Source organism: Conexibacter sp. DBS9H8 (assembly GCF_023330685.1).
Lineage (GTDB): Bacteria > Actinomycetota > Thermoleophilia > Solirubrobacterales > Solirubrobacteraceae > Palsa-465.
Window position 1 is genome coordinate 2,556,277 of the sequence record NZ_CP097128.1, and the last position, 23,084, is coordinate 2,579,360.

21 protein-coding genes are annotated in these 23,084 nt (G+C 72.1%); 6 read left to right on the forward strand and 15 right to left on the reverse strand.

Going from position 1 to position 23,084, the window contains the following annotated elements; translation table 11 throughout:
- Positions 1-2: 2 nt before the first annotated feature.
- The 6 genes from gatA to M3M55_RS12200 are packed head-to-tail and all read right to left on the reverse strand — an operon-like array spanning position 3 to position 6,120.
- Complete coding sequence (gene gatA / locus M3M55_RS12175; protein ID WP_249009770.1) at positions 3-1,451, reverse strand: Asp-tRNA(Asn)/Glu-tRNA(Gln) amidotransferase subunit GatA; 1,449 nt, start codon at positions 1,449-1,451, stop codon at positions 3-5.
- The gene (gene gatC, locus M3M55_RS12180; protein ID WP_249009771.1) at positions 1,448-1,741 is read right to left on the reverse strand and encodes an Asp-tRNA(Asn)/Glu-tRNA(Gln) amidotransferase subunit GatC; all 294 of its coding nucleotides are present in this window, start codon (positions 1,739-1,741) and stop codon (positions 1,448-1,450) included. Before gatC ends, gatA begins: the two co-directional genes overlap by 4 nt.
- 51 nt (positions 1,742-1,792) lie before the next feature.
- Positions 1,793-2,413 carry a hypothetical protein gene (locus M3M55_RS12185; RefSeq protein ID WP_249009772.1) on the reverse strand — a complete coding sequence of 207 codons (621 nt, stop codon included), beginning with the start codon at positions 2,411-2,413 and terminating at the stop codon, positions 1,793-1,795.
- Positions 2,410-2,910 carry a hypothetical protein gene (locus M3M55_RS12190; protein WP_249009773.1) on the reverse strand — a complete coding sequence of 167 codons (501 nt, stop codon included), beginning with the start codon at positions 2,908-2,910 and terminating at the stop codon, positions 2,410-2,412. The genes M3M55_RS12185 and M3M55_RS12190 overlap by 4 nt, the downstream gene beginning before the upstream one ends.
- Positions 2,888-3,757, reverse strand: coding sequence for a bifunctional methylenetetrahydrofolate dehydrogenase/methenyltetrahydrofolate cyclohydrolase FolD (folD, locus tag M3M55_RS12195; RefSeq protein ID WP_249009774.1), 870 nt, complete (start codon positions 3,755-3,757; stop codon positions 2,888-2,890). The genes M3M55_RS12190 and folD overlap by 23 nt, the downstream gene beginning before the upstream one ends.
- A complete protein-coding gene (locus M3M55_RS12200) occupies positions 3,754-6,120 on the reverse strand; it encodes an ATP-dependent helicase (protein WP_249009775.1) in 2,367 nt (788 codons plus the stop codon). Before M3M55_RS12200 ends, folD begins: the two co-directional genes overlap by 4 nt.
- Positions 6,121-6,142: 22 nt before the next feature.
- Here M3M55_RS12200 and M3M55_RS12205 point away from each other — a divergent pair, with 22 nt between their 5' ends.
- From M3M55_RS12205 to M3M55_RS12215, 3 genes are all read left to right on the forward strand, one after another.
- Positions 6,143-7,069 (forward strand): queuosine salvage family protein, encoded by a 927-nt coding sequence (locus tag M3M55_RS12205; RefSeq protein WP_249009776.1) that lies wholly within the window; start codon positions 6,143-6,145, stop codon positions 7,067-7,069.
- A gap of 186 nt (positions 7,070-7,255) precedes the next feature.
- Positions 7,256-8,797, forward strand: coding sequence for a Re/Si-specific NAD(P)(+) transhydrogenase subunit alpha (locus tag M3M55_RS12210; protein ID WP_249009777.1), 1,542 nt, complete (start codon positions 7,256-7,258; stop codon positions 8,795-8,797).
- Positions 8,798-8,801: 4 nt separating this feature from the next.
- The gene (locus M3M55_RS12215; protein WP_249009778.1) at positions 8,802-10,289 is read left to right on the forward strand and encodes an NAD(P)(+) transhydrogenase (Re/Si-specific) subunit beta; all 1,488 of its coding nucleotides are present in this window, start codon (positions 8,802-8,804) and stop codon (positions 10,287-10,289) included.
- A 213-nt stretch (positions 10,290-10,502) separates the two neighbouring features.
- Here M3M55_RS12215 and M3M55_RS12220 read toward each other — a convergent pair whose 3' ends face one another.
- The 7 genes from M3M55_RS12220 to M3M55_RS12250 all read right to left on the reverse strand — a co-directional run bounded on the left by M3M55_RS12220 (position 10,503) and on the right by M3M55_RS12250 (position 17,656).
- Positions 10,503-11,045, reverse strand: a complete 543-nt coding sequence (locus M3M55_RS12220) for a hypothetical protein (protein WP_249009779.1) — start codon at positions 11,043-11,045, stop codon at positions 10,503-10,505.
- A 235-nt stretch (positions 11,046-11,280) separates the two neighbouring features.
- Complete coding sequence (locus tag M3M55_RS12225; protein WP_249009780.1) at positions 11,281-12,591, reverse strand: Rho termination factor N-terminal domain-containing protein; 1,311 nt, start codon at positions 12,589-12,591, stop codon at positions 11,281-11,283.
- Positions 12,592-12,687: 96 nt separating this feature from the next.
- Positions 12,688-13,611, reverse strand: a complete 924-nt coding sequence (gene folP / locus M3M55_RS12230; protein ID WP_249009781.1) for a dihydropteroate synthase — start codon at positions 13,609-13,611, stop codon at positions 12,688-12,690.
- Positions 13,608-14,294 carry a sigma factor-like helix-turn-helix DNA-binding protein gene (locus M3M55_RS12235; protein WP_249009782.1) on the reverse strand — a complete coding sequence of 229 codons (687 nt, stop codon included), beginning with the start codon at positions 14,292-14,294 and terminating at the stop codon, positions 13,608-13,610. Before M3M55_RS12235 ends, folP begins: the two co-directional genes overlap by 4 nt.
- A gap of 46 nt (positions 14,295-14,340) precedes the next feature.
- The gene (locus tag M3M55_RS12240) at positions 14,341-16,023 is read right to left on the reverse strand and encodes a glycerol-3-phosphate dehydrogenase/oxidase (protein WP_249009783.1); all 1,683 of its coding nucleotides are present in this window, start codon (positions 16,021-16,023) and stop codon (positions 14,341-14,343) included.
- A 38-nt stretch (positions 16,024-16,061) separates the two neighbouring features.
- Positions 16,062-16,469, reverse strand: coding sequence for a cyclic nucleotide-binding domain-containing protein (locus tag M3M55_RS12245; RefSeq protein ID WP_249009784.1), 408 nt, complete (start codon positions 16,467-16,469; stop codon positions 16,062-16,064).
- Between the two features lie 101 nt (positions 16,470-16,570).
- Positions 16,571-17,656 (reverse strand): DUF4430 domain-containing protein, encoded by a 1,086-nt coding sequence (locus tag M3M55_RS12250; protein WP_249009785.1) that lies wholly within the window; start codon positions 17,654-17,656, stop codon positions 16,571-16,573.
- A 98-nt stretch (positions 17,657-17,754) separates the two neighbouring features.
- Here M3M55_RS12250 and M3M55_RS12255 point away from each other — a divergent pair, with 98 nt between their 5' ends.
- Positions 17,755-18,309 (forward strand): cob(I)yrinic acid a,c-diamide adenosyltransferase, encoded by a 555-nt coding sequence (locus M3M55_RS12255; RefSeq protein ID WP_249009786.1) that lies wholly within the window; start codon positions 17,755-17,757, stop codon positions 18,307-18,309.
- Between the two features lie 8 nt (positions 18,310-18,317).
- Here M3M55_RS12255 and M3M55_RS12260 read toward each other — a convergent pair whose 3' ends face one another.
- Entirely contained in the window at positions 18,318-18,902 is a 585-nt protein-coding gene (locus M3M55_RS12260) for a hypothetical protein (protein WP_249009787.1), read from the reverse strand.
- 55 nt (positions 18,903-18,957) lie between these two features.
- Here M3M55_RS12260 and M3M55_RS12265 point away from each other — a divergent pair, with 55 nt between their 5' ends.
- Entirely contained in the window at positions 18,958-20,415 is a 1,458-nt protein-coding gene (locus M3M55_RS12265; protein ID WP_249009788.1) for an ATP-binding protein, read from the forward strand.
- Entirely contained in the window at positions 20,412-21,098 is a 687-nt protein-coding gene (locus tag M3M55_RS12270; protein WP_249009789.1) for a response regulator transcription factor, read from the forward strand. Before M3M55_RS12265 ends, M3M55_RS12270 begins: the two co-directional genes overlap by 4 nt.
- 99 nt (positions 21,099-21,197) lie before the next feature.
- Here the strand turns inward: M3M55_RS12270 and M3M55_RS12275 are convergent, their stop codons facing one another.
- Complete coding sequence (locus tag M3M55_RS12275) at positions 21,198-23,081, reverse strand: amino acid permease (protein ID WP_249009790.1); 1,884 nt, start codon at positions 23,079-23,081, stop codon at positions 21,198-21,200.
- Between the last annotated feature and the right edge of the window lie 3 nt (positions 23,082-23,084).

The window sequence follows — 23,084 nt, forward strand, 5'->3', positions numbered from 1 at the left end:
GGTCAGGCCGTCCCTCCGGCCCGGGCGGGGGCGCCATCGAAGCCGATCGCCTGCTCGAGCGCGTGGGCGGCCTCGAGCAGGCGCGCTTCGCTGAAGGCCGGCCCGGCGAGCTGAAAGCCGACCGGCAGGCCGTCACAGAGACCGGAGGGAATGCTGATCGCCGGGATCCCGGCGAGAGACATCGGCACCGTGTAGAAATCGTTGAGGTACATCGCGAGCGGGTCGGCAACCGCACCGAGACCGAAGGCGACGGTCGGTGCGGTCGGCGTGACGATCAGGTCGACCTGGCCGAAGGCGGCGGTGAAATCCTCGCTGATCCGGGTGCGGACCTTCTGGGCGGTGCCGTAGTAGGCGTCGTAATAGCCGCTCGCCAGCGCATAGGTCCCGAGCATGATCCGGCGCTTGACCTCAGGCCCGAACCCCTCCCCGCGCGTGCGGGTATACATCGACAGGAGGTCCTGCTCGCCGCCGAGCCGGAGGCCGTAGCGGACCCCGTCAAAGCGGGCGAGGTTCGCCGACGCCTCCGCCGGGGCGATGATGTAGTAGGCCGACAGGGCGTGCTCGGCGTGCGGGAGGCTGACCTCGACGATCTCGGCCCCGAGCGAGCCCGCGAGCGCGACGGTCGCGTCGAAGTTCGCCTTCACGGCCGGGTCGAGCCCGTCGACGGCCTCGAGCAGGTCACTCGGGATCCCGAGCCGAACGCCGGCAAGGTCGGTCGCGGTCGGCCGCCCGATCCGGTCGGGGAAGGCGACGCAGGTCGCGTCGCGGGGGTCGGCTCCGACCATCTGTGAGAACAGGAGCGCGGCGTCGGTGACGTCGCGGGTCAGCGGGCCGGCCTGGTCGAGGCTCGAGGCAAACGCGATCATCCCGTAGCGGCTGACCGCGCCGTAGGTCGGTTTGAGCCCGACGATCCCGCAGAAGGCGGCGGGCTGGCGGATCGAGCCGCCCGTGTCGGTCCCCAGCGCCCACGGGGCGAGACCGCCGGCGACCGCTGCCGCCGACCCGCCCGAGGAGCCGCCCGGCACCCGCCCGCGATCCCACGGGTTGGCGACCGGACCGAACGCGCTGTTCTCGTTCGAGGAGCCCATCGCGAACTCGTCCTGGTTGGTCTTGCCCAGGAGCGGCAGGCCGAGCCGCGCCACGACGGTCGCGCTGTAGGGCGGCCGGTACCCCTCGAGGATCTTCGAGGCCGACTGGCTCGGTACCCCCTGGGTGCAGAACAGGTCCTTGACCGCAAGCGGGACGGGGGCGAGCGGCGTGGCGGCCTCACCGGCTGTGGGCTCGGTGAGGCCGGCGGGCGGGCCAGGCGGCGCGACCCACAGGAACGCGTTGAGCGGGTCGGCGGCCGCGCGCTCGCGGTAGCAGGCGAACAGCTCGGCGGGGTCGAGGTCCCCAGCGGCGATCGCCGCCGCCGCCGCGGCGGCGCTGAGCTCGAGGATGGTGTCGCTCACTGAGCCGACGCTCCCGGGCTCGGCACGCCAAAGCCGCCGTCGGCGACCTCGGGGGCGGCGGCGAGCAGGGCCTCACGGGGCAGTGACGGGACGGGCACGTCGGGGCGCAGCGGGGCGGTCGCGTCGCTCACATGGGCGGTCGGGGCGACCCCGTCAAGGTCAAGCGCGCGGATCCGGTCGATGTGCTCGAGGATCGAGGACAGTTCGACGGCCATCCGCTCGGCCTCGGCGTCGGTGAGGGCAAGCCGGGCGAGCGCGGCGACGTGATCGACCTCATGGCGGGAGAGCATCGGCGCCGATATTAGGCGGGCACGTCAACGGGTGGTGGCGCGGCGGGCACCTCAGCCGGGACGGCGGGTGAGCGCCAGCGTCTCGATCGCCGCCGGCGCATCCGCTGCGGCGATCCCGTCGACGCGCAGCGACCACCCGGCGGCGCCACACAGCGCGGCGGCGATGAACAGGCCGGCGACGGCGGGCACCCCGGTGCGGGTGCTGTCCGGGCTTGCGGCGGTGGAGAGGAACAGGTGCGGGGGAAGTAAGACGACCCGGATGAGCAGCGCCGCGGTGAGCACAAGCGCGGCGAGCAGGAGGATGACGGTGAGGCAGACGGGAACGGCCGGTGCGGGCCGGGCGGCTTGGGCGAGCCCGACGGTGAGGCCGAGCAGGCCGACGAGCAGCGCGTAGGGGCCGATCAGGGCGTGCGCGGCGACCCCCGTCGCACTCGTCGCCGCGCCGAGGCCGGCCGCCGTCGGTGCGAGCACGGCGGCGAGGTGGTACCAGGGCAGCGCGAGCACGTCGACCAGCAGGGCGAGCGCGAGCGCGCCGATCAGCCACTCGGGGGCGCGCAGCCGATCGAGCGCGATCCCGGCCCGGTCCGGGCGCACCGGCGCCGGCCGGTCCGGGCTGATCGGTGCCGTCGGCTGGGGCCGGGGTCCCGCCGGCGGGCCCGGGTCGGAGCTCACCGCCGTGGCCCGGCGGGAGCGGGCAGGGAGCGCTGAGGGGGCGCGGTCGCCGCCGCGGAGGCGTCCGCACCCTGCCCCGCCGGGTCGAGCCACGGGCCCGCCGGGGCCTCCCAGGCACCGAGGGTGAGCGCGGCGCTGGCGACGAGGGCAAGGTAGCCACCGACCTTGACGTCGAGCACGGCGTGCGGGTCCGGGAGGACGAACACGAGCCGATAGAGCAGCGCGGCGGTGCAGAGCAGGCCTCCCAGCACGGCAACGTCCGCGACGGCCGCGCGCGGGCTGAGCAGGCTCGCGGTGACGCCGAGCAGCGCGAGCGGGATCAGCCAGCGGAGGATGCCGAGCGCCTTCCAGCCCCCGACCGCGCTTGACCCGGCCGCCCCGAAACTGCCGTGCGCCGGTGTGCTCACCCCATACCAGCGGGTGAACAGGAGCAGGATCGCCAGCGCCACCGCGCCGCCGATCCGCAGCCTCAGGTCAATGCGGGGAGGCGTCGGCACCGGCCTGAAGTGTCGCGGCCGCGAGCGTGTTGGACAACAGCATCGCGATGGTCAGCGGCCCAACCCCACCGGGGACCGGCGTCAGCAGACCGGCGACCTTGGCGACGGCGGGGAAGTCGACGTCACCGACGAGCCCGCTCGCCAGTCGGTTCATGCCGACGTCGATGACGACCGCGCCCGGCTTGACGTGTCCGGCGCCGATCAGGCCGGGGACACCGACGGCGGCGACGAGGATGTCGGCCTCCCGGGTCACCGCGGCGAGGTCCCGGGTGCGCGAGTGGGCCATCGTCACCGTCGCGTTCGCCTGCTGGAGCAGGGCGGCCAGCGGCTTGCCGACGAGGTCGGAGCGGCCGACGACGACCGCACGGGCCCCTGCGGCCGGGACCGCGTGGTGGGCGAGCATCGCCATCACCCCGCTCGGGGTGCATGGGCGCAGGCCGGGATCGCCGCGCCACAGCCGGCCGACGCTGATCGCCGTGAGGCCGTCGACGTCCTTGTCGGGGTGGATGAGCTCGGTGAGCGCCCCGCCGTCGAGCGGCTTGGGCACCGGCAACTGGAGGAGGATGCCGCTGACGGACGGGTCCGCGTTGAGCTCGGCGATGACCGCCGCGACCTCCGCCTGGGGCGTATCCGCCGGCAGGTGACGGTGGAGGTCGGCGATCCCGACCTCCACGCACTGGCGGCGCTTCATCCCGATGTACACCTCGGAGGCGGGGTCCTCCCCGACGAGGATCGTCGCCAGCCCGGGCGTGGGCGCGCCGGCCACGCGGCGGGTCTCCACCTCGGCGGCGACCGTCGCCCGCAGGCCGGCGGCGATCGCCTTTCCGTCGATGATCTCAGCGCTCATGAGGACCTCCGGGTGATCGGGGCCAGGTCGGCGACGAGCTTTCGCTCAGAGGCGTCCCGGGCAAAACGGATGACGATGATGCCGCCCGGCTCGAGGGCGGTGACGACCCCCTCCCCGAACGAGGGGTGGCTGACGTCCTCCCCGAGCCGGTAGGCGACGGGCTCCTCCGCCCCGGCGTCCCAGCCGGCCTCCCCGCCGCCCGGCCAGTCGCCCGCTCCGCCGGCCCCGCGACCCGCCGGAGCGCCCCAGCCCTGCCCCACCCCGCCGTCCCAGCCGCGACTCGACCCACCGCCGTCCCAGCGGGTGAGCCGGTCACGAAAGCTGCCGGGGGCGGTACCGGTGCGCCGGGACCGCTGCTCCTCCCGGTCGGTGAGGGCAGCGGGGATCTCGGCAAGGAACCGGGACGGGATCGCGTAGCTGTGGGCACCGAAGATCGTCCGCTGGCGGGCGTAGGTGAGGTACAGGTCTCGCTGGGCGCGGGTGATGCCGACATAGCAGAGCCGGCGCTCCTCCTCCACGTTGCCCTCCTCCATCGCCCGCGAGTGGGGGAAGACGCCGTCCTCCATCCCGAGGATGAACACGATCGGATACTCAAGCCCCTTCGCGTTGTGCAGGGTCATCAGCGTCACGAGCCCGTCGTCATCGCTGCGGCCATCCGCGTCGGCGATCAGGGCGACCCGCTGGAGATACTCGGGCAGACCCTCCTCCCCCGCCTCACCGGCGCCGTTGATCAGCTCCTCGAGGTTCTCGATCCGGCCCTGGGCCTCGATCGTCCGCTCCGCCTCGAGCCATTCGAGATAGCCGGTCGCCGCGAGCGTCTCGGCGAGCACCGCCTGTACGGTCGCTCCGGACTCGACGCGGGCCCGTAGTCCGCTCATCGTGTCCATGAACCGGGCGAACGCCTTCACCGCGGCGGCCCCGAGACCGGGGAGGCGCCCATCCGCGGCGGCGAGGGCGGCGTCCCAGATCGACAGCCCGACCGTGTTGGCGAAGGAGACGACGCGAGCGAGGGATGTCGCCCCGATCCCCCGCTTGGGCTGGTTGACGATCCGGGTGAATGCGCCCGTGTCGAGCGGGTTGACGAGCAGGGTGAGATAGGCGAGCGCGTCCTTGACCTCCATCCGGTCATAGAACTTCGTGCCGCCGATCACCTGGTAGGGGATCTCGGCCCGGCCGAGCTGCTCCTGAAGCACCCGCGACTGGGCGTTGGTGCGGTAGAAGACGGCGATCTCCGCGCGGGCGGCGCCACCGTCGGTGAGCGCCTGGATCTCCCCGCAGACAAAGCGGGCCTCGGCGTGCTCGTCCTCGAGCTCCCGGACCTTGATCGGGTCACCCTCACCGAGCTCTGACCAGAGGCGGGTCACCGGTGCGGTGCGGCCGCCCACGCCGGCGGGCTGGTTGCCGGCGATCACGGCGTTGGCGGCGTCGAGGATCGTCTGGGTCGACCGATAGTTCTGCTCGAGCGCGACGACGTGGGCGTCGGGAAAGTCGTCCTCGAACTCGAGGATGTTGCGGATGTCCGCCCCGCGGAAGCCGTAGATCGCCTGGGACGGATCCCCGACGACGGTGAGGTTGCGCTGGGCGTCGGCGTCCCCGTCGGCGCCGGCGGCCAGCAGCGACAGCCAGCGGTACTGGACCGGGTTGGTGTCCTGGTACTCGTCGACGAGCAGGTGCCGAAACTGGCGCTGGTAGCCATGGCGGACCTCCCCAAAGAGGGTCATCAGGTCGACGGCGCGGACGAGCAGGTCGTCGAAGTCCATCGCGTTGGCTGCCATCAGCCCGCTCTGGTACGCCTGGTAGGCGTCCGCGACGATCGACTCGAACACCGACCCCTGCGCCTGGGCGTAGGCGTCCGGGTCGATCAGCCGGTTCTTGGCGTCCGAGATCTGAGAGTGAATCGCCGCCGGGGTCCACCGCTTGAGATCGACCCCGTGCTCCTCGAGCACCCGTTTGACGAGCCGGCGCGCGTCCGCCTGGTCGTAGATCGTGAACTGGCGCGTGTAGCCGAGCTTGTCCGCGTGGGCGCGCAGCATCCGGGCACAGGCGGCATGGAAGGTCATCACCCACATCACCCGGACCTGGCGGCCGACGAGCAGCTCGGCGCGCTCGCGCATCTCGGCCGCCGCCTTGTTCGTGAAGGTGATCGCAAGGATCTCCGACGGTGCCGCCGCACCGGTCGCGACGAGGTGGGCGATCCGGTGGGTGAGCACGCGCGTCTTGCCCGACCCGGCACCGGCGAGGATCAGCAGCGGCCCGCCGCCGTGGGTGACCGCCTCCCGCTGGGGGCCGTTGAGCCCCGACAGCAACGGTTCGAGCGCTGCCGCAGCCGGCGTCGGGGAGTGCTCGCTACGGGACGACGCCACGCTCGCTACGGTAGCGACCGTCGTGGTCGTCAACGACCTGAGAGAGGCGGCCGCCTGGGTCACCGCCCAGGCCCGCCACGTCCACCTCCAGCGCGAGCAGGTGCCCCTGTACGCGGCCACTCTGCCGACCCTCCCCACAGCCCTCCCGGTCGCGCTCGGCGACCCTGCACGCCGCCGCGAGGTCGCCCTGTACTGGCTCACCCTCGACGCGATCAACTTCGGCTCGGGCTGGTTTCCGACGCTGCGCAAGCTGCCGGGCGCCACCGGCTACGGGACGGTCGCCGGCGGCCTCGCCCGCCGCTGGGACGAACGGGGGCCCTGGAGCGTGGAGGCGCTCGCCAGCCTCAGGGTCGCCGAGGTCGCCGCCACGTTCGGCCAGGACCCCGGCCACGAGCTGATGGCGCTGTTCTGTGCCTCCCTCAACGACCTCGGCGCCCACCTCGACGGGGACTGGGCCGGTGACCCGCTCGCCCTTCTCGAGCATTGCGCCGGCTCGGCGGTCACCCTCGTCGAGCTGCTCGCCCCGTGGTGGAGCTTCGCCGACGTCTCCACCTACGCGGGGCGCCCGGTGCCGTTCCTCAAGCGCGCCCAGATCGCCGCCGCCGACCTGCACCGGGCCGGCGTCGTGCACTGGGACGACCTGGCGGCGCTGACGATGTTCGCTGACAACCTCGTCCCCCACGTACTCCGCCTCGACGGGATCCTCACCTTCACCCCCGAACTCGTCGCCCGGATCGACGCCGAGACGCTGATCGCCCACGACAGCACCGAGGAGATCGAAATCCGTGCGGCCGCGCTCTGCGCGGTCGAGCTGATGGTCGCCGCCCTCGGCGGCTCCGAGCACTCCCCCGTCACCGCCGCGGAGATCGACCAGCTCCTCTGGCAGCGCGGCCAGAGCCCGCTGTACAAGCGCTCGCCGCGCCACCGCAGCCGCTGCCGGGCCTACTGACCTGACCGGCGTCACGGTCAGCGGAGCGCCGCCGGCGCGCGGACCGTCACCGCGTCGGAGCCGGTCTGCGCCCAGATCCAGGCGAGAGGTGCTACAAACCCGACCCCGGGAGCCGGATGGGCGACGGCTGAGATGGCCGTGCCCGCCGCCATCCCCTGGTGTGCGCGCTGCTGAGGAGCTTATTGGATGATCATCGGAGTCCTGAAGGAGTCACGACCCGGGGAGACCCGGGTGTCGGCGACCCCCAACACCGTCGCCCAGCTGATCAAGCTCGGGTATGAGGTGCTCGTCGCGCCCGGCGCGGGCGAGCTGGCGAGCTTCCCCGACGCCGCCTATGTTGAGGCGGGAGCCCAGATCGGCGACCCGCTCGGAGCCGACGTCGTCTTCGGCGTCAACGCCCCCGCCTCCGAGGAGCTCGACCGGCTCCGCGACGGCGCGACGCTGATCAGCTGGCTGTCACCGATGCTCGACCCCGAGCTGGTGGAGGATCTCGCCCGCCGCCCGATCACCGCACTCGCCCTGGACGCCGTGCCGCGGATCAGCCGCGCCCAGAGCATGGACGTCCTCTCCTCGACCGCCAACATCGCCGGCTACCGGGCCGTCGTCGAGGCCGCCCACGAGTTCGGTCGCTTCTTCACCGGCCAAGTGACGGCCGCGGGCAAGGTCCCGCCCGCCAAGGTGCTCGTCGCCGGGGCCGGGGTCGCCGGCCTCGCGGCGATCGGTGCCGCCGGCAGCCTCGGGGCGATCGTCTACGCGACCGACCCCCGCCCCGAGGTCGCCGACCAGGTCAAGTCCCTCGGTGGGGAGTTCCTCTACGTCGACACCGGCGAGGAGGCCGAGGTGTCGGCGACCGGATACGCCAAGGAGATGGGCCAGAACTACAACGAGCTGGCCGCCCAGCTGTACGCCAAGACGGTGCCGGACATCGACATCCTGATCACGACGGCGAACATCCCCGGCCGCCCCGCCCCGAAGCTGATCTCCGCGGAGATGGTCGCGACGATGAAGCCAGGCTCGGTGATCGTCGACATGGCCGCCGGGACCGGCGGCAACGTCGAGGGGACCGTCGCCGGGGAGAAGACGCTGACGGCCAACGGGGTGACGATCCTCGGCTACACCGACCTCGCCGGGCGGCTCCCGACCCAGGCCTCCCAGCTGTTCGGCCAGAACCTCGTCAACCTGATGAAACTGCTCACCCCGGAGAAGGACGGCCAGCTCGTCCTCGACTTCGAGGACGTCATCCAGCGCTCGATCTGTGTCGTCCGCCACGGCGAGCTGACATGGCCGCCGCCGCCGGTGCAGGTGAGCGCAGCGCCGGCGGCGCCCGCCGCCGGCACCGGCCCGGCAGCCGGTGCCGGCACCACCCCCGAACGAGAGCCGATGACCGCGACCCGGCGCTACGGGATCATCGCCGCCGGGTTCCTCGTTCTCTTCCTCATCGCCGCCTTCGCCCCGACGGCAATCCTGCCTGAGCTCACCGTCCTCGCGCTTGGGATCGTCGTCGGCTACTACGTGATCGGCAACGTCCACCACGCGCTGCACACGCCGCTGATGTCGGTGACCAACGCGATCTCCGGCATCATCGTCGTCGGCGGCATCCTCGAGATCGGTCACTACACCACGCTCGTGACGATCGTCTCCGCCTTCGCGGTGCTGTTGGCGTCCATCAACATCTTCGGCGGCTTCGCGGTGACCCGACGGATGCTCGCCATGTTCGTGAGGAGCTAGGCCCATGTCCGTCACCTCCGCGGCGAACGCCGCCTACATCGTCGCCGCGCTTCTGTTCATCCGCGCGCTCGCCGGGCTCTCCCGGCACGAGAGCTCACGGGTCGGAAACATGTTCGGGATCGCCGGGATGGTCGTCGCGCTCGCCGCGACGCTCGTGTACGCGCTCGGAAACGAGAGCGGCAGCGTCACGAGCATCTTCCCCCAGAACCTCCCCGGTGGCGTGCACGCCCCCGGCCTGCACGCGATGAGCACCCTCGGGGTGATCCTGCTCCTCCTCGCCGTCATCGCGGGCGCGGCGATCGGCCTCTACCGCGCTCGGGTCGTCGCGATGACCCAGATGCCGGAGCTGATCGCGCTGTTTCACTCCTTCGTCGGTCTCGCCGCGGTGCTCGTCGGCTGGGACGGGTACCTGTCGATCGAACGGCGGCCACACGCGACGGAAGCGCAGGTGTTCAAGCTCCAGGGCACGTTCGGGATCCACCATGCCGAGGTGTTCATCGGCGTGTTCATCGGCGCGGTCACCTTCACCGGGTCGATCATCGCGTTCCTCAAGCTGTCGGCGCGGATCAAATCGAACCCGCTCGTGCTGCCGGGCAAGAACCTGCTCAACCTCGGCAGCCTCGCCGTGTTCGTCGGGCTCACCGCGTGGTTCGTCGCCAGCCCGAACCTGCTCGCCCTCATCCTCGTCACCCTGCTCGCGCTCGCCCTCGGGCTGCACCTCGTGGCGAGCATCGGCGGAGGCGACATGCCCGTCGTCGTGTCGATGCTCAACAGCTACTCGGGCTGGGCGGCGGCCGCCTCCGGGTTCCTGCTCAACAATGACGCGCTGATCATCACCGGCGCGCTCGTCGGCTCCTCCGGTGCCTACCTCTCCTACATCATGTGCAAGGCGATGAACCGCAGCTTCATCTCGGTGATCGCCGGCGGGTTCGGGATCGAGGCGTCCTCCGGGGAGGCCAAGGACTACGGGGAGCACCGTGAGGTCAACGCCGAGACGGCCGCGGAGATGCTCGCGGAGGCCAAGTCGGTGATCATCACGCCCGGCTACGGGATGGCGGTCGCCCAGGCCCAGCACGGGGTCGCCGAACTGACCCGCAAGCTGCGGGCCAAGGGGGTCGAGGTGCGCTTCGGCATCCATCCGGTCGCCGGACGCCTGCCCGGGCACATGAACGTGCTGCTCGCGGAGGCGAAGGTTCCCTACGACATCGTGCTCGAGATGGACGAGATCAACGACGACTTCTCCGACACCGACGTCGTGCTGGTGATCGGCGCCAACGACACGGTCAACCCGGCGGCCTCTGAGGAGCCTGGCAGCCCGATCGCCGGCATGCCCGTCCTGCACGTGTGGGAGGCGGCGAACGTGATCGTCTTCAAGCGCTCGATGGCCTCCGGCTATGCCGGGGTCCAGAACCCGCTGTTTTTCCGCGACAACTCCGCGATGCTGTTCGGCGACGCGAAGGAGCGCGTCGAGGACATCCTCAAGGCGCTCTGAGGCCGCGCGGCAGGCGAGTCCGTTGGGGTCGTGGCGCGGGCCCCGTCGTGGCGCGGCCCCGTCGTGGCGCGCCTCGCCCCGGTCGTGCGGCTCAACGCGCGTTGAATCGAGGGAGCGAGGTCGATTTTTCGTCACTGAGACGAATCTGTGCACTCGGTCGGGCCCGGCTGCGGCTCGCCCCAGCCTCAGCACAGGCGGGCCCTCCAAGCGCGCTCACACCCGCGGCGGCGGGGCTTGGGCGACGATCGTCCCCATCATGTAGCCGACGTGGGACATCGAGTAGGGATCACAGGGGAAAGAGCAGTGCCACTGGAAGATGCCCGACTTCTTGACGAGCAGCGTGTAGGTGTGGGTGCCGGGTCGGACGGTGATATCCACTCCGGCCGCCGCTGAGACGATCGAGTGGGGCACGGTATCGGTGTTGTTGATCACCAACCGAACCGGTCGGCCGACATACGCCGCGAACGTCGTCTGACTGAAGGCGTCATGCAACTGTCCGTCCGGTCCGGGTTTGACCCCAGGGGCGACGGACAGGTAGACGACCGGTTGGACCGGCACGCTCTCGGAAACCCGCAGCACCTGCACGACCGGACGGAGCGGCGGGTTCTGGGCGCCGTGGATGGCGACCGTTGCGACGATGATCAGGGTGAGGATGACGCCGAGTCCGGTGAGCACCGCCACCGTCCACTTCTGGACGACCGCCGACGGCTTGACATTCTCGGTCTCGATTCGATGTGGGGAGCTGAGAGAGGACATGCACTCACCGTAATCTCCGCCCACGGCCCTGACATCCGGCGCTGTTGGCAGACCCGTGCGGCCCGTTACGCCTCCTCGCGCCGGGAAACTACGCGGCCCAGCCGGCGGGCGGCGACCCTACCCCGGTCTGGGGCTGGCGGCACGGGCCTCACCCCGGCGACAAAACGAACGGACGGCCGGGCCGGGCGGGGAGGACAAACCTCTGCACCCCCGCCGCCACAGTTGCACGGGCCCCCTACTCGAGCCCGTAGGCCTCGGAGCGGGCCTCGGCGATCGCGCGGGCGCCGGCTTCGCCGACGAGCAGCTCGGGCCGCAGGGTGCCGCTGTTGACGAGGTCAAGGGCCGGGAAGCGGCCCGTCGAGGTGAGTGCCGGATCGAGGGCGATGACCGTCGTCTCCCCGCCGATCGGAGTCCTCGCGGTGGCGATCACGGTGAGGCTGCCGGCGTCGCTCAGGTTGCGAGCGGCCGCGAGTACCTTGCGGGCGGTGCCCGGGTTGAGACCGTCGAGGGTGTCGACCAGCACGACGGCGTCACCGCCGCGGGTCGCGACGCGCTTTGCCTGCTCGATCACCATCTCCACCGCGTGATCCTGCGCGTCGGCGGAGGCGGCGAAGCTGAGCGACACGGCGGTCGCGGGCAGGCCGGCCGCCTCAGCGCCCCAGTCGGCGAGCTCCTCGGGCCGGACGCCGGCGAGCGCGACGAACACGGTGAGGGATTCCTCGCCGGCGAGCGCCCGGGCGAGATCCTTGAGCGTGTGGGACTTCCCCGCCCACGCCGGGCCAACGAGGCTCACCCGCGAGCCACGCCCGAGCGGGGTGAGGAACTCGACGGCCTTGAGCGTCGCGTCCTCGGAGGCGAGCTTGAAGCGCTCGTCGGGAAAGCGGGCAGCCAGCTCGTCATAGCGGGCGCGGTCGGCGACCTCGGAGGCGGGGCGGCCGTTGATCGTGTCGACCCGGACGAGGGAGGCGAACCGCTCCGAGCGCTGGGGGGCGCGCCGGGGCCCGCTGACGGTGTCCCCGGAGACGAGCTCGCAGCGCTTGACCTGAGCGGCGGAGATGTAAACGTCGTCGTCCGAGGGGTCCGGCGGGGCGACGCGGAGGAAGCCCGAGCCGTTGGCGAGCAACTCGACGACACCCTCGACGATCGTCGCCGGGCCGCCACGCGGAGTCCGCGCCTCGGCCTCGGCGTCGGCCTCGGGTACGACCTCGGCGTCAGGTGCGGTCTCCTCCGTCTCCCGGCCCCCGGCCCGGCCCCGCCCGCCGCGGCGCCCACGGCGCCGCCGGCTCGCGGCGGTGCTCTCACCGTCATCCTCATCGGCGTCCGCAGCGGCCGCGTCGACGGCATCGACACCGCCCGTGCCCGTCTCTGCGGTCTCCGCCGGCTCGGCGGGCTCGCCGGGCTCCACCCCGGTCTGGCGGGCGATGATCGCGTCGATCAGGGCCGCCTTACGGAGGCGTCGGTACCCGTCAAGGGAGATATCGGCGGCGATCGCGTGGAGATCGGCGAGGGGGCTCGCCTCAAGGGCGGCACGGTCAAGTACGGTCATGGGTCCTCCTGGGTGTGTGGATGATTCGGTTGGCTCCGGCCGCGTGGGGGCAGCGGCCGGCGATTCGCTGGGGTGAGCTTAGACGGTCGGGACGGCTCAGCGCTGGCGGCGCAGATGATCGGGCAGGTGCGCGTCGGCGGCGAGGTCCGCCGTCCCCTCCAGGACGGCCCGGACCTTGAGGAAGTCGGCGGCGGCGCTGACGTCGTGGACGCGAACGAGGTGCATCCCGGTGTCGGCGGCGAAGGCGAGGGCGGCGAGCGTGCCGGCCAGGCGCTCGGTCGGCGGCCGGCCGGTGATCGCGCCGATGAAGTCCTTGCGGGAGATCGCCGCCAGCAGCGGCCGTCCGAAGTCGTGGAGGGCGCGCACGTCCCGGAGCGCCTCGACCGTCTGGGCGGGAGTCTTGCCGAAGTCCGGGCCGGGATCGAGCATCAGCTGCTCGGGTTGGACCCCGCGGGCGATCGCGGTTTCGATCAGGCTGCCCAGCAGGGCGCGCACGTCCGCGGCCATCCGTCCGTCGTAGCCGCGGTCCAGCAGCTTGTGCTTGGGGGCCGCCCGGGTGTGCATGAGGATGAGGGCGGCGCCGGTCTGCGCGCAGACATCGGCGAGTTCCGGGTCCGCGAGGGCGCTCACATCGTTGACGATCCGCGCGCCGGCAGTGACGGCGGCGGCGGCGACAGCCGGTTTGTAGGTGTCGACTGAGACGGTCACCCCAAGCGCACTCACGGCGGCGATGACCGGAACGACCCGCTCGATCTCCTCCTCGACCCCCACCGCGGCGGTGTCGGTGCTTCCGCTCTCCCCGCCGATGTCGATCACGCTCGCTCCCGCCGCGACGAGATCCCGTGCCCGCTGGACGCGCGCCTCGAGGGTCCGCTCGAGGCCCTGATCGGAGAAGCTGTCCGGGGTCGCGTTGACGATCCCCATCAGCGCAGGGGCCCCGCCGAACCGCAGCCTCGCCCCGCAGGCGGCGAGCTCTCGCTGTGGTGCGATCCCGGGCGCGGCGCGGTCCGGCACGGTCACGGGCGCAGCGCGATCCGGTAGCGGATCGATGCCTCGAGCATCGCCCCGTGGGCGCGCTCGCAGACCCGGCAGTCGGCGAGGTGGGCCATCAGCCACTCGACCTCCGTCTGGACGAGCGCCTCGGCGTCCTGGCGGCGGGCGAGCAGCCCGAGCGCCCGGTCCGCCCCCGCGCAGCCGGCGCCCGACACGACGCTGAACCCTCGCAGGTGGGCGTGCAGAGCGATCCGAGCGCGGGCGAGCAGTGCCGCGACCGCGCTCGGCTCAAGCGCGATCACCACACCGATCTGGCGGTGGCGGAGGCGCATCAGTTCGCGCAGTGCGAGCGCCTCCCGCTGGCGCTGGGGAAGCTGGTGGTTGGCGACGGCGACCTCAGCCGCCGTGCGACTGCCGAGCGTGCCCCCGGCCGCGGGTCTGTCCGGGACGACGGGCTCCCGGCGCCGGCAGGCGGCCACGGTCGCGGCGATCGCCTCGAGCCGGTCCCGGGGGGTGGCAGCGATCGTGTCGAGCACCGCCTCGCCCGTCGCGCCGTGAGCTCCGAGCAGGCAACGGGCGAGCTGCCCGAGCTCGTGGCCGAGCGGGGTATCGAGCAGGTCCGCCCGCGGCGGCGGCTCGCCCGGACCACCGCGGGGCGGGCCCGCCTCGGCACCGATCTCTGTCCCCTCCTCGGTCTCCTCGGCGCTCACCACGCGGCGCAGGCTACCGGGCCCAGCGGCCGCCAGGGCCGACCCGTCATCCCGGGGTACCCCCCGGGAGGGCGATCCCCTCCGCGGTGGCCTCGGCGGCGAAGGCCTGGATCGCGGTGGCGATCGCCAGGCGATCCCAGCCCAGCGCCGCCCCGAGCACATCGGCGACCCGGGCGGGCTCGGGCGCGGCGGTGCGGGCGAGAACCCGACCGGCGAGCAGCCCGAGCCGGGTGCGGCGCAGGAGCACGTCCCCGACGCTGCGGGCCTGCTCCTCACTCGCGGCATAGGCGACCTCGGCAAGCAGGTCCGGATAGCCCGCGAGGATCGGCTTGGCCAGCTCACGGCGCTCGGCGGCGAGGCGGAGCACGCGGGTGGCGCGCTCTCCGTAGCGGGCCGCGAGGTGCGCGTAGGCGGCCTCGGCGACGCCCGGCACCCGCTCGAGCCGTTCAGCCGGCACCGGCTGACCGAGGGGGATCCGGTCGGTCCGGCACGGCGCGTAGCGGCCGTCCCGCTCGACGACGGCGTCGACGGCGAGCTTGGCCATCCGCCGCCAGGTCGTGAGCTTGCCGCCGGTGATCGTGATCATCCCGCTCGAGGTCTCATACAACTCGGCCTTGCGACTGATGTCGACGGACTTGCGACTGTCGCCGGAGGCGATCAGCGGCCGCACGCCGGCGAACGCGCCGGCCACGTCCGCGGGTGTCAGCGTGCGAGCGAAGAACGTGTTGACCGCGTCGAGCAGGTAGCTGACGTCCTCCGGCGCGGGCTGGATGTGGTCGAGCTCGCTCGCGTAGTTGTTGTCGGTCGTCCCGATCAGGCTCATCCCGTACCACGGGAGGGCGAAGATCGTCCGCCCCTCCCCCGCCGGGACGATCGCCCCGGACACGAGCGGCAGGTCCGCGTGGTCGAGGAGGATGTGGGTGCCCCGGCTCGGCCGGATCTGGGGCACCTCGGCCTCGGAGGCGAGCTCCCCGGGCCGGATCCGGTCCGCCCACACCCCGGTCGCGTTGATCACGTTGGCGGCCCGCAACACGAACTCGTCGCCCGACTCGACGTCCCGGGCGAGGATCCCCTCGCGATCGAGGGCGAGCGCCTCCACCCGGTTGGCGGCGACGGTCCCAAACCGCCCGGCCTCGGCGAGCACGGTGAGGACCAGCCTCACGTCATCGGTCTGGCAGTCGTAGAAGAGGTACCCTCCTGACGGGTTGCGCGTCGAAAGCGCCGGGAGCCGCTCGAGGACCTCCTCGGCGGAGATCACCCGGTGGCGGTCCGGACTCCAGTCGACCTCCTCCGCCGGAGCGTCAAGGTCCCCCTCCCCCCCGGCCGGGCGCCGCGGCCGCCGGGGGCGGAAGCTGCGGGTCGACATCACGTCGTACATGTTGAGGCCGATGCCGGTGACGCGGTCCGGGCGCGCCCCGTCGAACGCGGGGATCACGATCGGCAGCGGCCGGACGAGGTGCGGGCTGAGGCGGACCATCAGCTGGCGCTCCAGAAGCGCCTCGCGGACGAGCCCGAGGTCGAAGTTCTGCAGGTAGCGCAGGCCGCCGTGGACGAGCTTGGAGGACTTCGAGCTCGTGCCCGAGCCGAAGTCGGACCGTTCGATCAGGGCGACGCTGTAGCCGCGGCTCGCCGCATCAAGGGCGACCCCGGCACCGGTGATCCCGCCGCCGATCACCGCGACGTCAAAGGCCTCCCCGGCGAGGGAGGCGACGGCATCCTCACGTCTCATGCTCGGCTGCGCCCGGCTCGGATCGACACCACCCCGCGCTACTGGTACGGGTGGGCGGCCCCGGCGGCCTGCCGCTCGCGAATCACGGCTTCGATCTTGTCGATCGTCTCCGTCGACATCCGCCGCACCTCCCAGTGGGTGAGCCGGATCACGAGCATCGGGCTCGTGGCGATGACGTCCGCGTTGCGGGGCTCGCGGGAGAGCAGGCCCATCTCCCCGATGAGGTCACCACGGCCGAGCGTGGCGACCGTCGCCCCGCCCTTGAGAACGTCGGCGGTCCCCTCCTCGATCGCGATCAGCTCGGTCGAGAAATCCCCTTCCTTCATGAGAATCTGGCCCTCGGCGACACTCGTCTCGGTGGCGAAGGCGGCCAGGCGCCGAGCCTCCTCCGGGATGAGGGTCGAGAACAGCGGAATCGCCGTCAGGCGGGTCGGATCCATGCTCATCTGCGCGCGTACTCCTCGGTCGGGTTGCCTCCGGGGGCGACTCTAACTCACTCACCGACGGCGATGGCCACCAGCGCGTGACGGAGCCTCTCCCGAGACGGTCAGCGGTTCGGATCGAGGGGAAGTCCGATCACCCGGTGGTCGGGGAGGACGGCGACTGCGAAGTGATCGGCGAGCGCGGCCGGCGTGAGCGCCTGAGCGGCCGCGGCGACGCCGGCACGGTCGTTGCCGGTCACCAGCCACACCGGCTCATTGATGCCGCTCTCCTCGACGGCGGCGATCAGCCCGACCGATCCGTGCACGGTGTCGACGACGTTTCCGGTCGGATCCTCGAGCTCAAGGGCCTGGCCGCTGGAGCCGACGAAGGTCGCGTAGACCCCCGACTGGCTCGGGCCGGCGGAGAGCAGTTCGGTGGCGATCACCCCGCGCAGTTGCCGGTACGTGCCGACGACGACCGACAGCGACTCGGCCCCAGACCCGGTTCCAAGCCCCTGGAAGGCAACCTTCACCCCCGCGCGGTCGAGCGAGCGGGTGACCGCAGCGCAGGCCTCGTCCTGATTGGCGCAGATGAGCGCGGTCGGAATGCGCTGGCCGCCGCTGCCGCTGGTGAACGGCTCGGGGAAGGCCCCCACGACCGCCGGGACGTTCGCGGTCACACGCCGGTCATGGAGGTCCCACCACACCTGATCCCCCGGGTACAGCCGGGTCGCCCCCGCGCCCTTGGCCGCCGCGATCCCGTTGATGTAGAGAGACCACTGACGGGTGGACTGGCCCGCGATGCGCTTGATCGACGTGACCGAGCGCCCCCCCGAGGCGGTCTGAACGGCGAAGAAGTGCCGGGTGAGGGCGAGCACCGACCAGGCTGCCGGGAATCGGGACAGGCTGTCGTCGCCGACGACCGTGCTGCCAAAGCCGGTCGTCACCCGCACCGCAACGGTCTGCGACAGCGGACGACCGCCGAACCCGCAGCCGGCGAGCGCGAGCGCGGCGAGCGCGGCGAGCCCGGGAAGCCAGGCTCGGGGCTGCGGGGCACCGGCCCCGCAGCCCCGTCGGGAGCGCCCGCTCACGCGCGAGCTGTGCGGCGAGGGCTTGTCGGCGTGGTGAACGATGCTGATGTCCTGAAAATCGGAGAGCTGAACCGTCTGCGCGTCTACTGCGCGACCCGGGAAGCGGTTCTGCGCGGACATCGACATCTCGGCGGCGGGTCCATGCCGGCCTCGCACCGGCTGTGCGGACGGGACCGCTCGGGACGTCCCGATCCTAGCGCTGTAGAGTGCTCCCGGTCGTGACGGTCAATCTCACCCGCATCTACACGCGCCTCGGTGACGGTGGAGAGACCCATCTCGGGGATATGAGCCGGGTTGCCAAGACCCACCCTCGGATCGAGGCCTACGGAACGGTGGACGAACTCAACGCCCAGCTTGGGGTGCTGCTCGCCGCCGGCGCGCTGCCTGAGGGGTTCCGCGGCTGGCTCGAGCGGATCCAGAACGACCTGTTCGACGTCGGGGCCGACCTCGCCGCCCCCGAGGACGCCGAGCGTGAGCGTCTGCGCGTGCTGCCCGCCCAGACCGAGTGGCTCGAGCAGCGCTGTGATGAGGTCAACGCGACACTCGCCCCGTTGAAGTCCTTCGTGCTGCCCGGCGGCACCCCCGCCGCCGCCCAGCTCCACGTCGCTCGGACCGTCTGCCGGCGGGCCGAGCGGGCGGCGGTCGCCTGCGGCGGCGACGTCAACGCCGAGACGGTCCGCTACCTCAACCGCCTCTCGGACCTGCTGTTCATCCTCAGCCGGGCTGCCAACGACGGCGAAGAGCCGCTCTGGCAGCCGGGCCGCTACCGCTGAGCCCGCGGTCAGGCAGCCGGGCTCGGGCTGCCGCGACGCACCCGGATCTCCGGGGCGCGGACGCCACGACGCAACTGGGCGTAGAGCTCGATGTCCTCGGGCGCGGCGATCTCGGCGCTGACCCCGTCCGCGAGCTCGCTGCGCTGGGCCTCATAGAGCAGCTCCTGGTAGCGGGGAACCCCGCCGGGGCGACCTTCGACGTCCAGGTCGACGTCGCCGCAGCGCAGCGTCCACCCCTCGGCACGGACGAGCTGCTCGGCGCTGAGGCGGACTGCCGCGGAGGCGGATCCGGGCTCGGCGACAACGCCCGGCCCGAGTTCGTGCTCGAGTCGCAGCCGGGCCCGGGCGGCGCCGAGCGCACGGGCGAGCCGGTCGAGGTTGCGGCCGTAGGGGGCCGGGACGATCGCCACCGGACCGCGGGCGGCGCTCTCACCGCGCACGACACGGGCGACCGCACCGACGACGACGTAGTCGACCCGGTTGGCGTTGAGCCAGCGGATGACGGCGATAGCCGGATCAGGGAGGGCCTCGATCCGCTTCGGGGTGGGGGCGCTGTGGAGTTCGATCACGGGGGGGCGGTTGCGCAGCAGCATGGTGGGGAGTTCGCGTCGGCGGGCCGGTCTCCTGCCCTCCCCTACTCTGAGGACTGTGCTCGGCCAGACCCGCCCGCCCCGGTTCTGGGGGCTGATCTTCGCCCTGATCGGGGTGGCCGTGGCGACGGTGGCGATCTACCCGCTCAAGCAGCTCGCCCCAGTCGTCTCCCTCAGCGTCGTGTACCTGCCCGTCGTGCTCTCCGTCGCGGCGCTGTGGGGCTGGATGCTCGGGCTCGCCAGCTCCGTCCTGTCCGCGGCGGCGTTCAATTTCTTTCACATCCCGCCCGTCGGCCGTTTCACCATCGCCGACCCGCGCAACTGGGTCGCGCTCGCCGCGTTCATGGTCGTTGCCCTCAGCGCGAGCGCGATCGCCGAGCTCGCGCGTGCCCGGGCACGGGAGGCCGAGCGGGGACGTAGCGAGGCGGATCTCGCTGCCGACCTCGCCCGTGAACTGCTCGGCGGAGCGGACACGGCGACCGCGCTCGCCGGGACCGCCCGCCGACTCGCGGCCGCCCTCGGCCTGCCGTCGGTGGCGATCGAGCTCGGCCCCGGCCCACCGGCGGACGGACGCCGCCAGACGCTGATGCTCCGGGACGCTGACGCGGCGGTGATCGGGCGGCTCACCGTCCCCGCCGGCCTCGCTCCGGAACTCGATCAGCGGCTGCATACCCGGGTGCTGCCGACCCTGTCGGCACTGCTCGGGGTCGCCCTGCGCCGCGACGCGATCCAGGCCGAGGCCGTCCAGACCGAGGCGCTGCGCCGCTCCGACGACGTCAAGACCGCGCTTCTGCGCGCCGTCTCCCATGACCTGCGGACACCGCTCACCGCGATCGTCGCCGCCGGTCATGCTCTCGGCTCCCCTTCGCTCACCGACACCGACCGGGGCGAACTCGCCGACGCCGTCCGCGAACAGGGGCAGCGGATGGCCGCGCTCGTGGAGAAGCTGCTCGACCTCTCGCGCCTGCAAGCCGGCCAGGCGGGCTCGCGCAGGGACTGGGTGTCGGTGCCGGAGGTGATCGAGTCGGCCCGGGACGGCCTTGACCCCGAGGCCGCCGCCCGGGTGCGCGTGCTCGTCGCCCCGGACCTGCCGGAGATCCGCGGTGACGCCGCCCAGCTCGAGCGGGCGATCGCCAACCTGCTCGAGAACGCCGCTCGCGTCTCCTCGACGGTGACCGTCAACGCGCGCACGGGCAACGACACGGTGATCATCACCGTCGTCGATCGGGGTCCCGGGATCGCCGCCGCTGAGCGGGACCGGATCTTCGAGCCGTTCTACCGGGCTGAGACCTGGCTGCAGGGCGGCAGCGACCGGGGAACCGGGTCGGGCCTCGGTTTGGCGATCGCCCGCGGCTTCATCGAGGCCGGCGGCGGCAGCTTGGGGCTCGACTCCCACCCCGGCCAGGGCGCGAGCTTTCAGATCTCCCTCCCGCTCACGGACCCGGCGGCTGAGCCCGACCCGACTGCCCTCGACGCCGTCGAGGGCGCCGTTCCCGGCCGAGGGCCCGCGCGGTGAGCGACCGCCCGCAGATCCTCGTCGTCGATGACGAGCACCAGATCCTTCGGGCCCTGCGGGTGATCCTGCGGGATGCCGGCTTTGAGGCGCTGCCGGCGGGTGGGGTCGAGGAGGCCCTCGACCTCGCCGCCGTCCACTCGCCGGCGGCGGCGATCATCGACCTGCTGTTGCCCGACGGGGACGGCATCGAACTGTGCCGACGGCTGCGCGAGTGGACAGCGATACCCGTCCTGCTGCTGTCTGCCGTCGGTGAGGAGGAGGCGAAGGTCCGTGCGCTCGCCGCCGGCGCCGACGACTACGTGACCAAGCCGTTCGGGCCGCGAGAGCTCGTCGCCCGGCTCGAGGCGAACCTGCGCCGGACCGCGACCGCCGCGGAGGCGGTCATCTCTGCGGGCGCACTCAGCGTTGACCTCGCCCGGCGGATCGTCACCATCGCCGGGACCGAGGTCCACCTCACCCCGACCGAGTTCACCCTCCTGCAGACGCTGGCCACCAACCGCGGGCGGCTGCTCACCCACCGTGAGCTGCTCGCCACCGTATGGGGCCAGGCCTACGCCGAGGACACCCAGGTGCTGCGTGCCCACATCGCCAACCTGCGCCGCAAGATCGAGACGCCGGACGCCGAGGCGGGCGGGCGGCTGATCCGCACCGAGTCCGGGGTCGGCTACCGCTTCATATCCTGACCGGCCGTCGTCCGGAGCCCAACCGGGCGAGCACAGAAGCCGGGGCGGCAGCCTGAGACCTCGGTGCCGCCCCCGGTCCCGGTGGACCGGGGGACGGGCTCAGCGGCTGGAGACGGCGGGGGTCTCGATCACCACCCGGCAGGGGCGGTGTCCGAGCAGGTAGGACGCGGTCGGGCCGAGGGCTCGTTCCGACGGCGGTGCGTGCTGGGTGCCGAGGTAGATCACCTCGGCACCGGTGCGCTGGGCCTCCTCGACGATCGCCGCGCCAGGCGAGCGGGTGCGGATGAGGCGGGTCTGGACCCGCAGACCCGCCCGGCGGCCGGTCAGCCGCGCCGCCTCGAGCACCTCATAGCCGCGGGTCTCCTCAGCCTCGAGTCCGGCGTCGAGGGAGAGCTGGTTGGGTACCGCGAGGATGTAGACCGCCTCGACCGAGGCGTCCTCCCCGACGAGCTTGGCGGCCGTGCGGAGAGCGGAGGCGTCGACATCGGTGCCGAAGATCGGCACGAGCGCGGAGCGGTATTCGAGCTCGACGAACCATGGCGGGCGCTCCCGGTGGGGCATGCGGTAGTGGGAGGTGAGGTCCATCCCCTCGCGGCGTCGATAGAGGACATAGCCGGTGACCCCGACGATCATCCAGCCGGTGCCGACGTAGCGCGCGTCGACGTGGAGGACCATCACCGAGATCCACGCCGCGGTCGTGCCGACCAGCCCGACGAGAGCGGACACCGGCACCGGTTTGCCCCGGATCCGGACGTTCACCTTGATCATGAACGGCCGGCGCGCGTCGGGCTGTTTGAGGCGCAGGGCGATGATCGCCGCGTGCGCGGTCGTGAAGCTGAGCATCGCCCCGTAGGAGTAGAGATCTCCGAGGAAGTTGATCTCCCCGGTACCGAGGACGATCCCGGGCAGCAGCAGCGCCGCCGCAAAACCGGAGAAGAAGAGGATCGTGAACCACGGGGTGTGATAGCGGGGGTGCAGGCGCGCGAACAGCATCGGCAGCTGACGGTGTTCGGCCAGGGACCAGGAGAGGCGGCTGATCCCGATCAGGCCGGCGTTCGTGGCGATGAACAGGATCGTCGCCGCGAGCAGGCCGACGTAGTAGCGCAGGACGTGCTGGACGCCGCCGGGCAGCCCGAGGTGCGCGATGATCCCAAGCACCGGATCGGCCTGGTACTTGCCACCGAGGTTCGTGTAGGCGTGAGGCCCGTGGCCGTGGACCGGAAGCGCCGAGAGCGCGACGACGGTGATCCCGGCGTAGACGCCGAGGACGGCGAGGAGGATGAGGTTGACGGCCTTGGGAAGATCGTGGTCGGGGTCAGAAGCCTCCTCGGCCATGTTCGAGACCGTCTCGATCCCCGTGTAGGCGAGCATCGCGAGCGAGAGCGCGAAGATCGTGTGACCCCAGGTCGGGGTGCTCCCGAGGCTCACCTGATCGACGAGCCGCTTCGGGTCGAGGATGAGAAAGCCGCCGACGACGATGATCAGGACCTGGGTGAGGAGGTCGGCGATCGCGAGGAAGAAATTGAGCTTGGCTGACTCGCCGATTCCGCGCACGTTGAGGACGGCGAGGATGATCACGACGACGATGCCGCCGATGATGTCCCCGGGCGGATGGTCGAGGAACGGCCAGAAGGCGCCGAGATAGTTGGGGACGAAGAACGCTGAGATGGCGATCGTCAGGATGTAGTCGAGGCTGAGGGCCCAGCCGGCGAAGAAGGAGATGAACTCGTTGAAGGCGTGGCGAGCGAAGCTCGAGGACCCTCCCGCCTCGGGAAACATCGACGCGCCCTCCGCATACGTCTTCGCGGTGAGCGCGAACAGCGCGCCCGCGAGCATGAAGATGACCGGCGTGAGCCCGAGCGCGTAGGCGGCGACGAGCCCGAGGGCGTAGTAGATGCTCGAGCCGACGTTCCCGTAGGCGGTGGCGAACAGGCCGCCGAGGCCGACGCTGCGGCGCAGCCCGTGGCTTTCGATGCGAGCCATCGA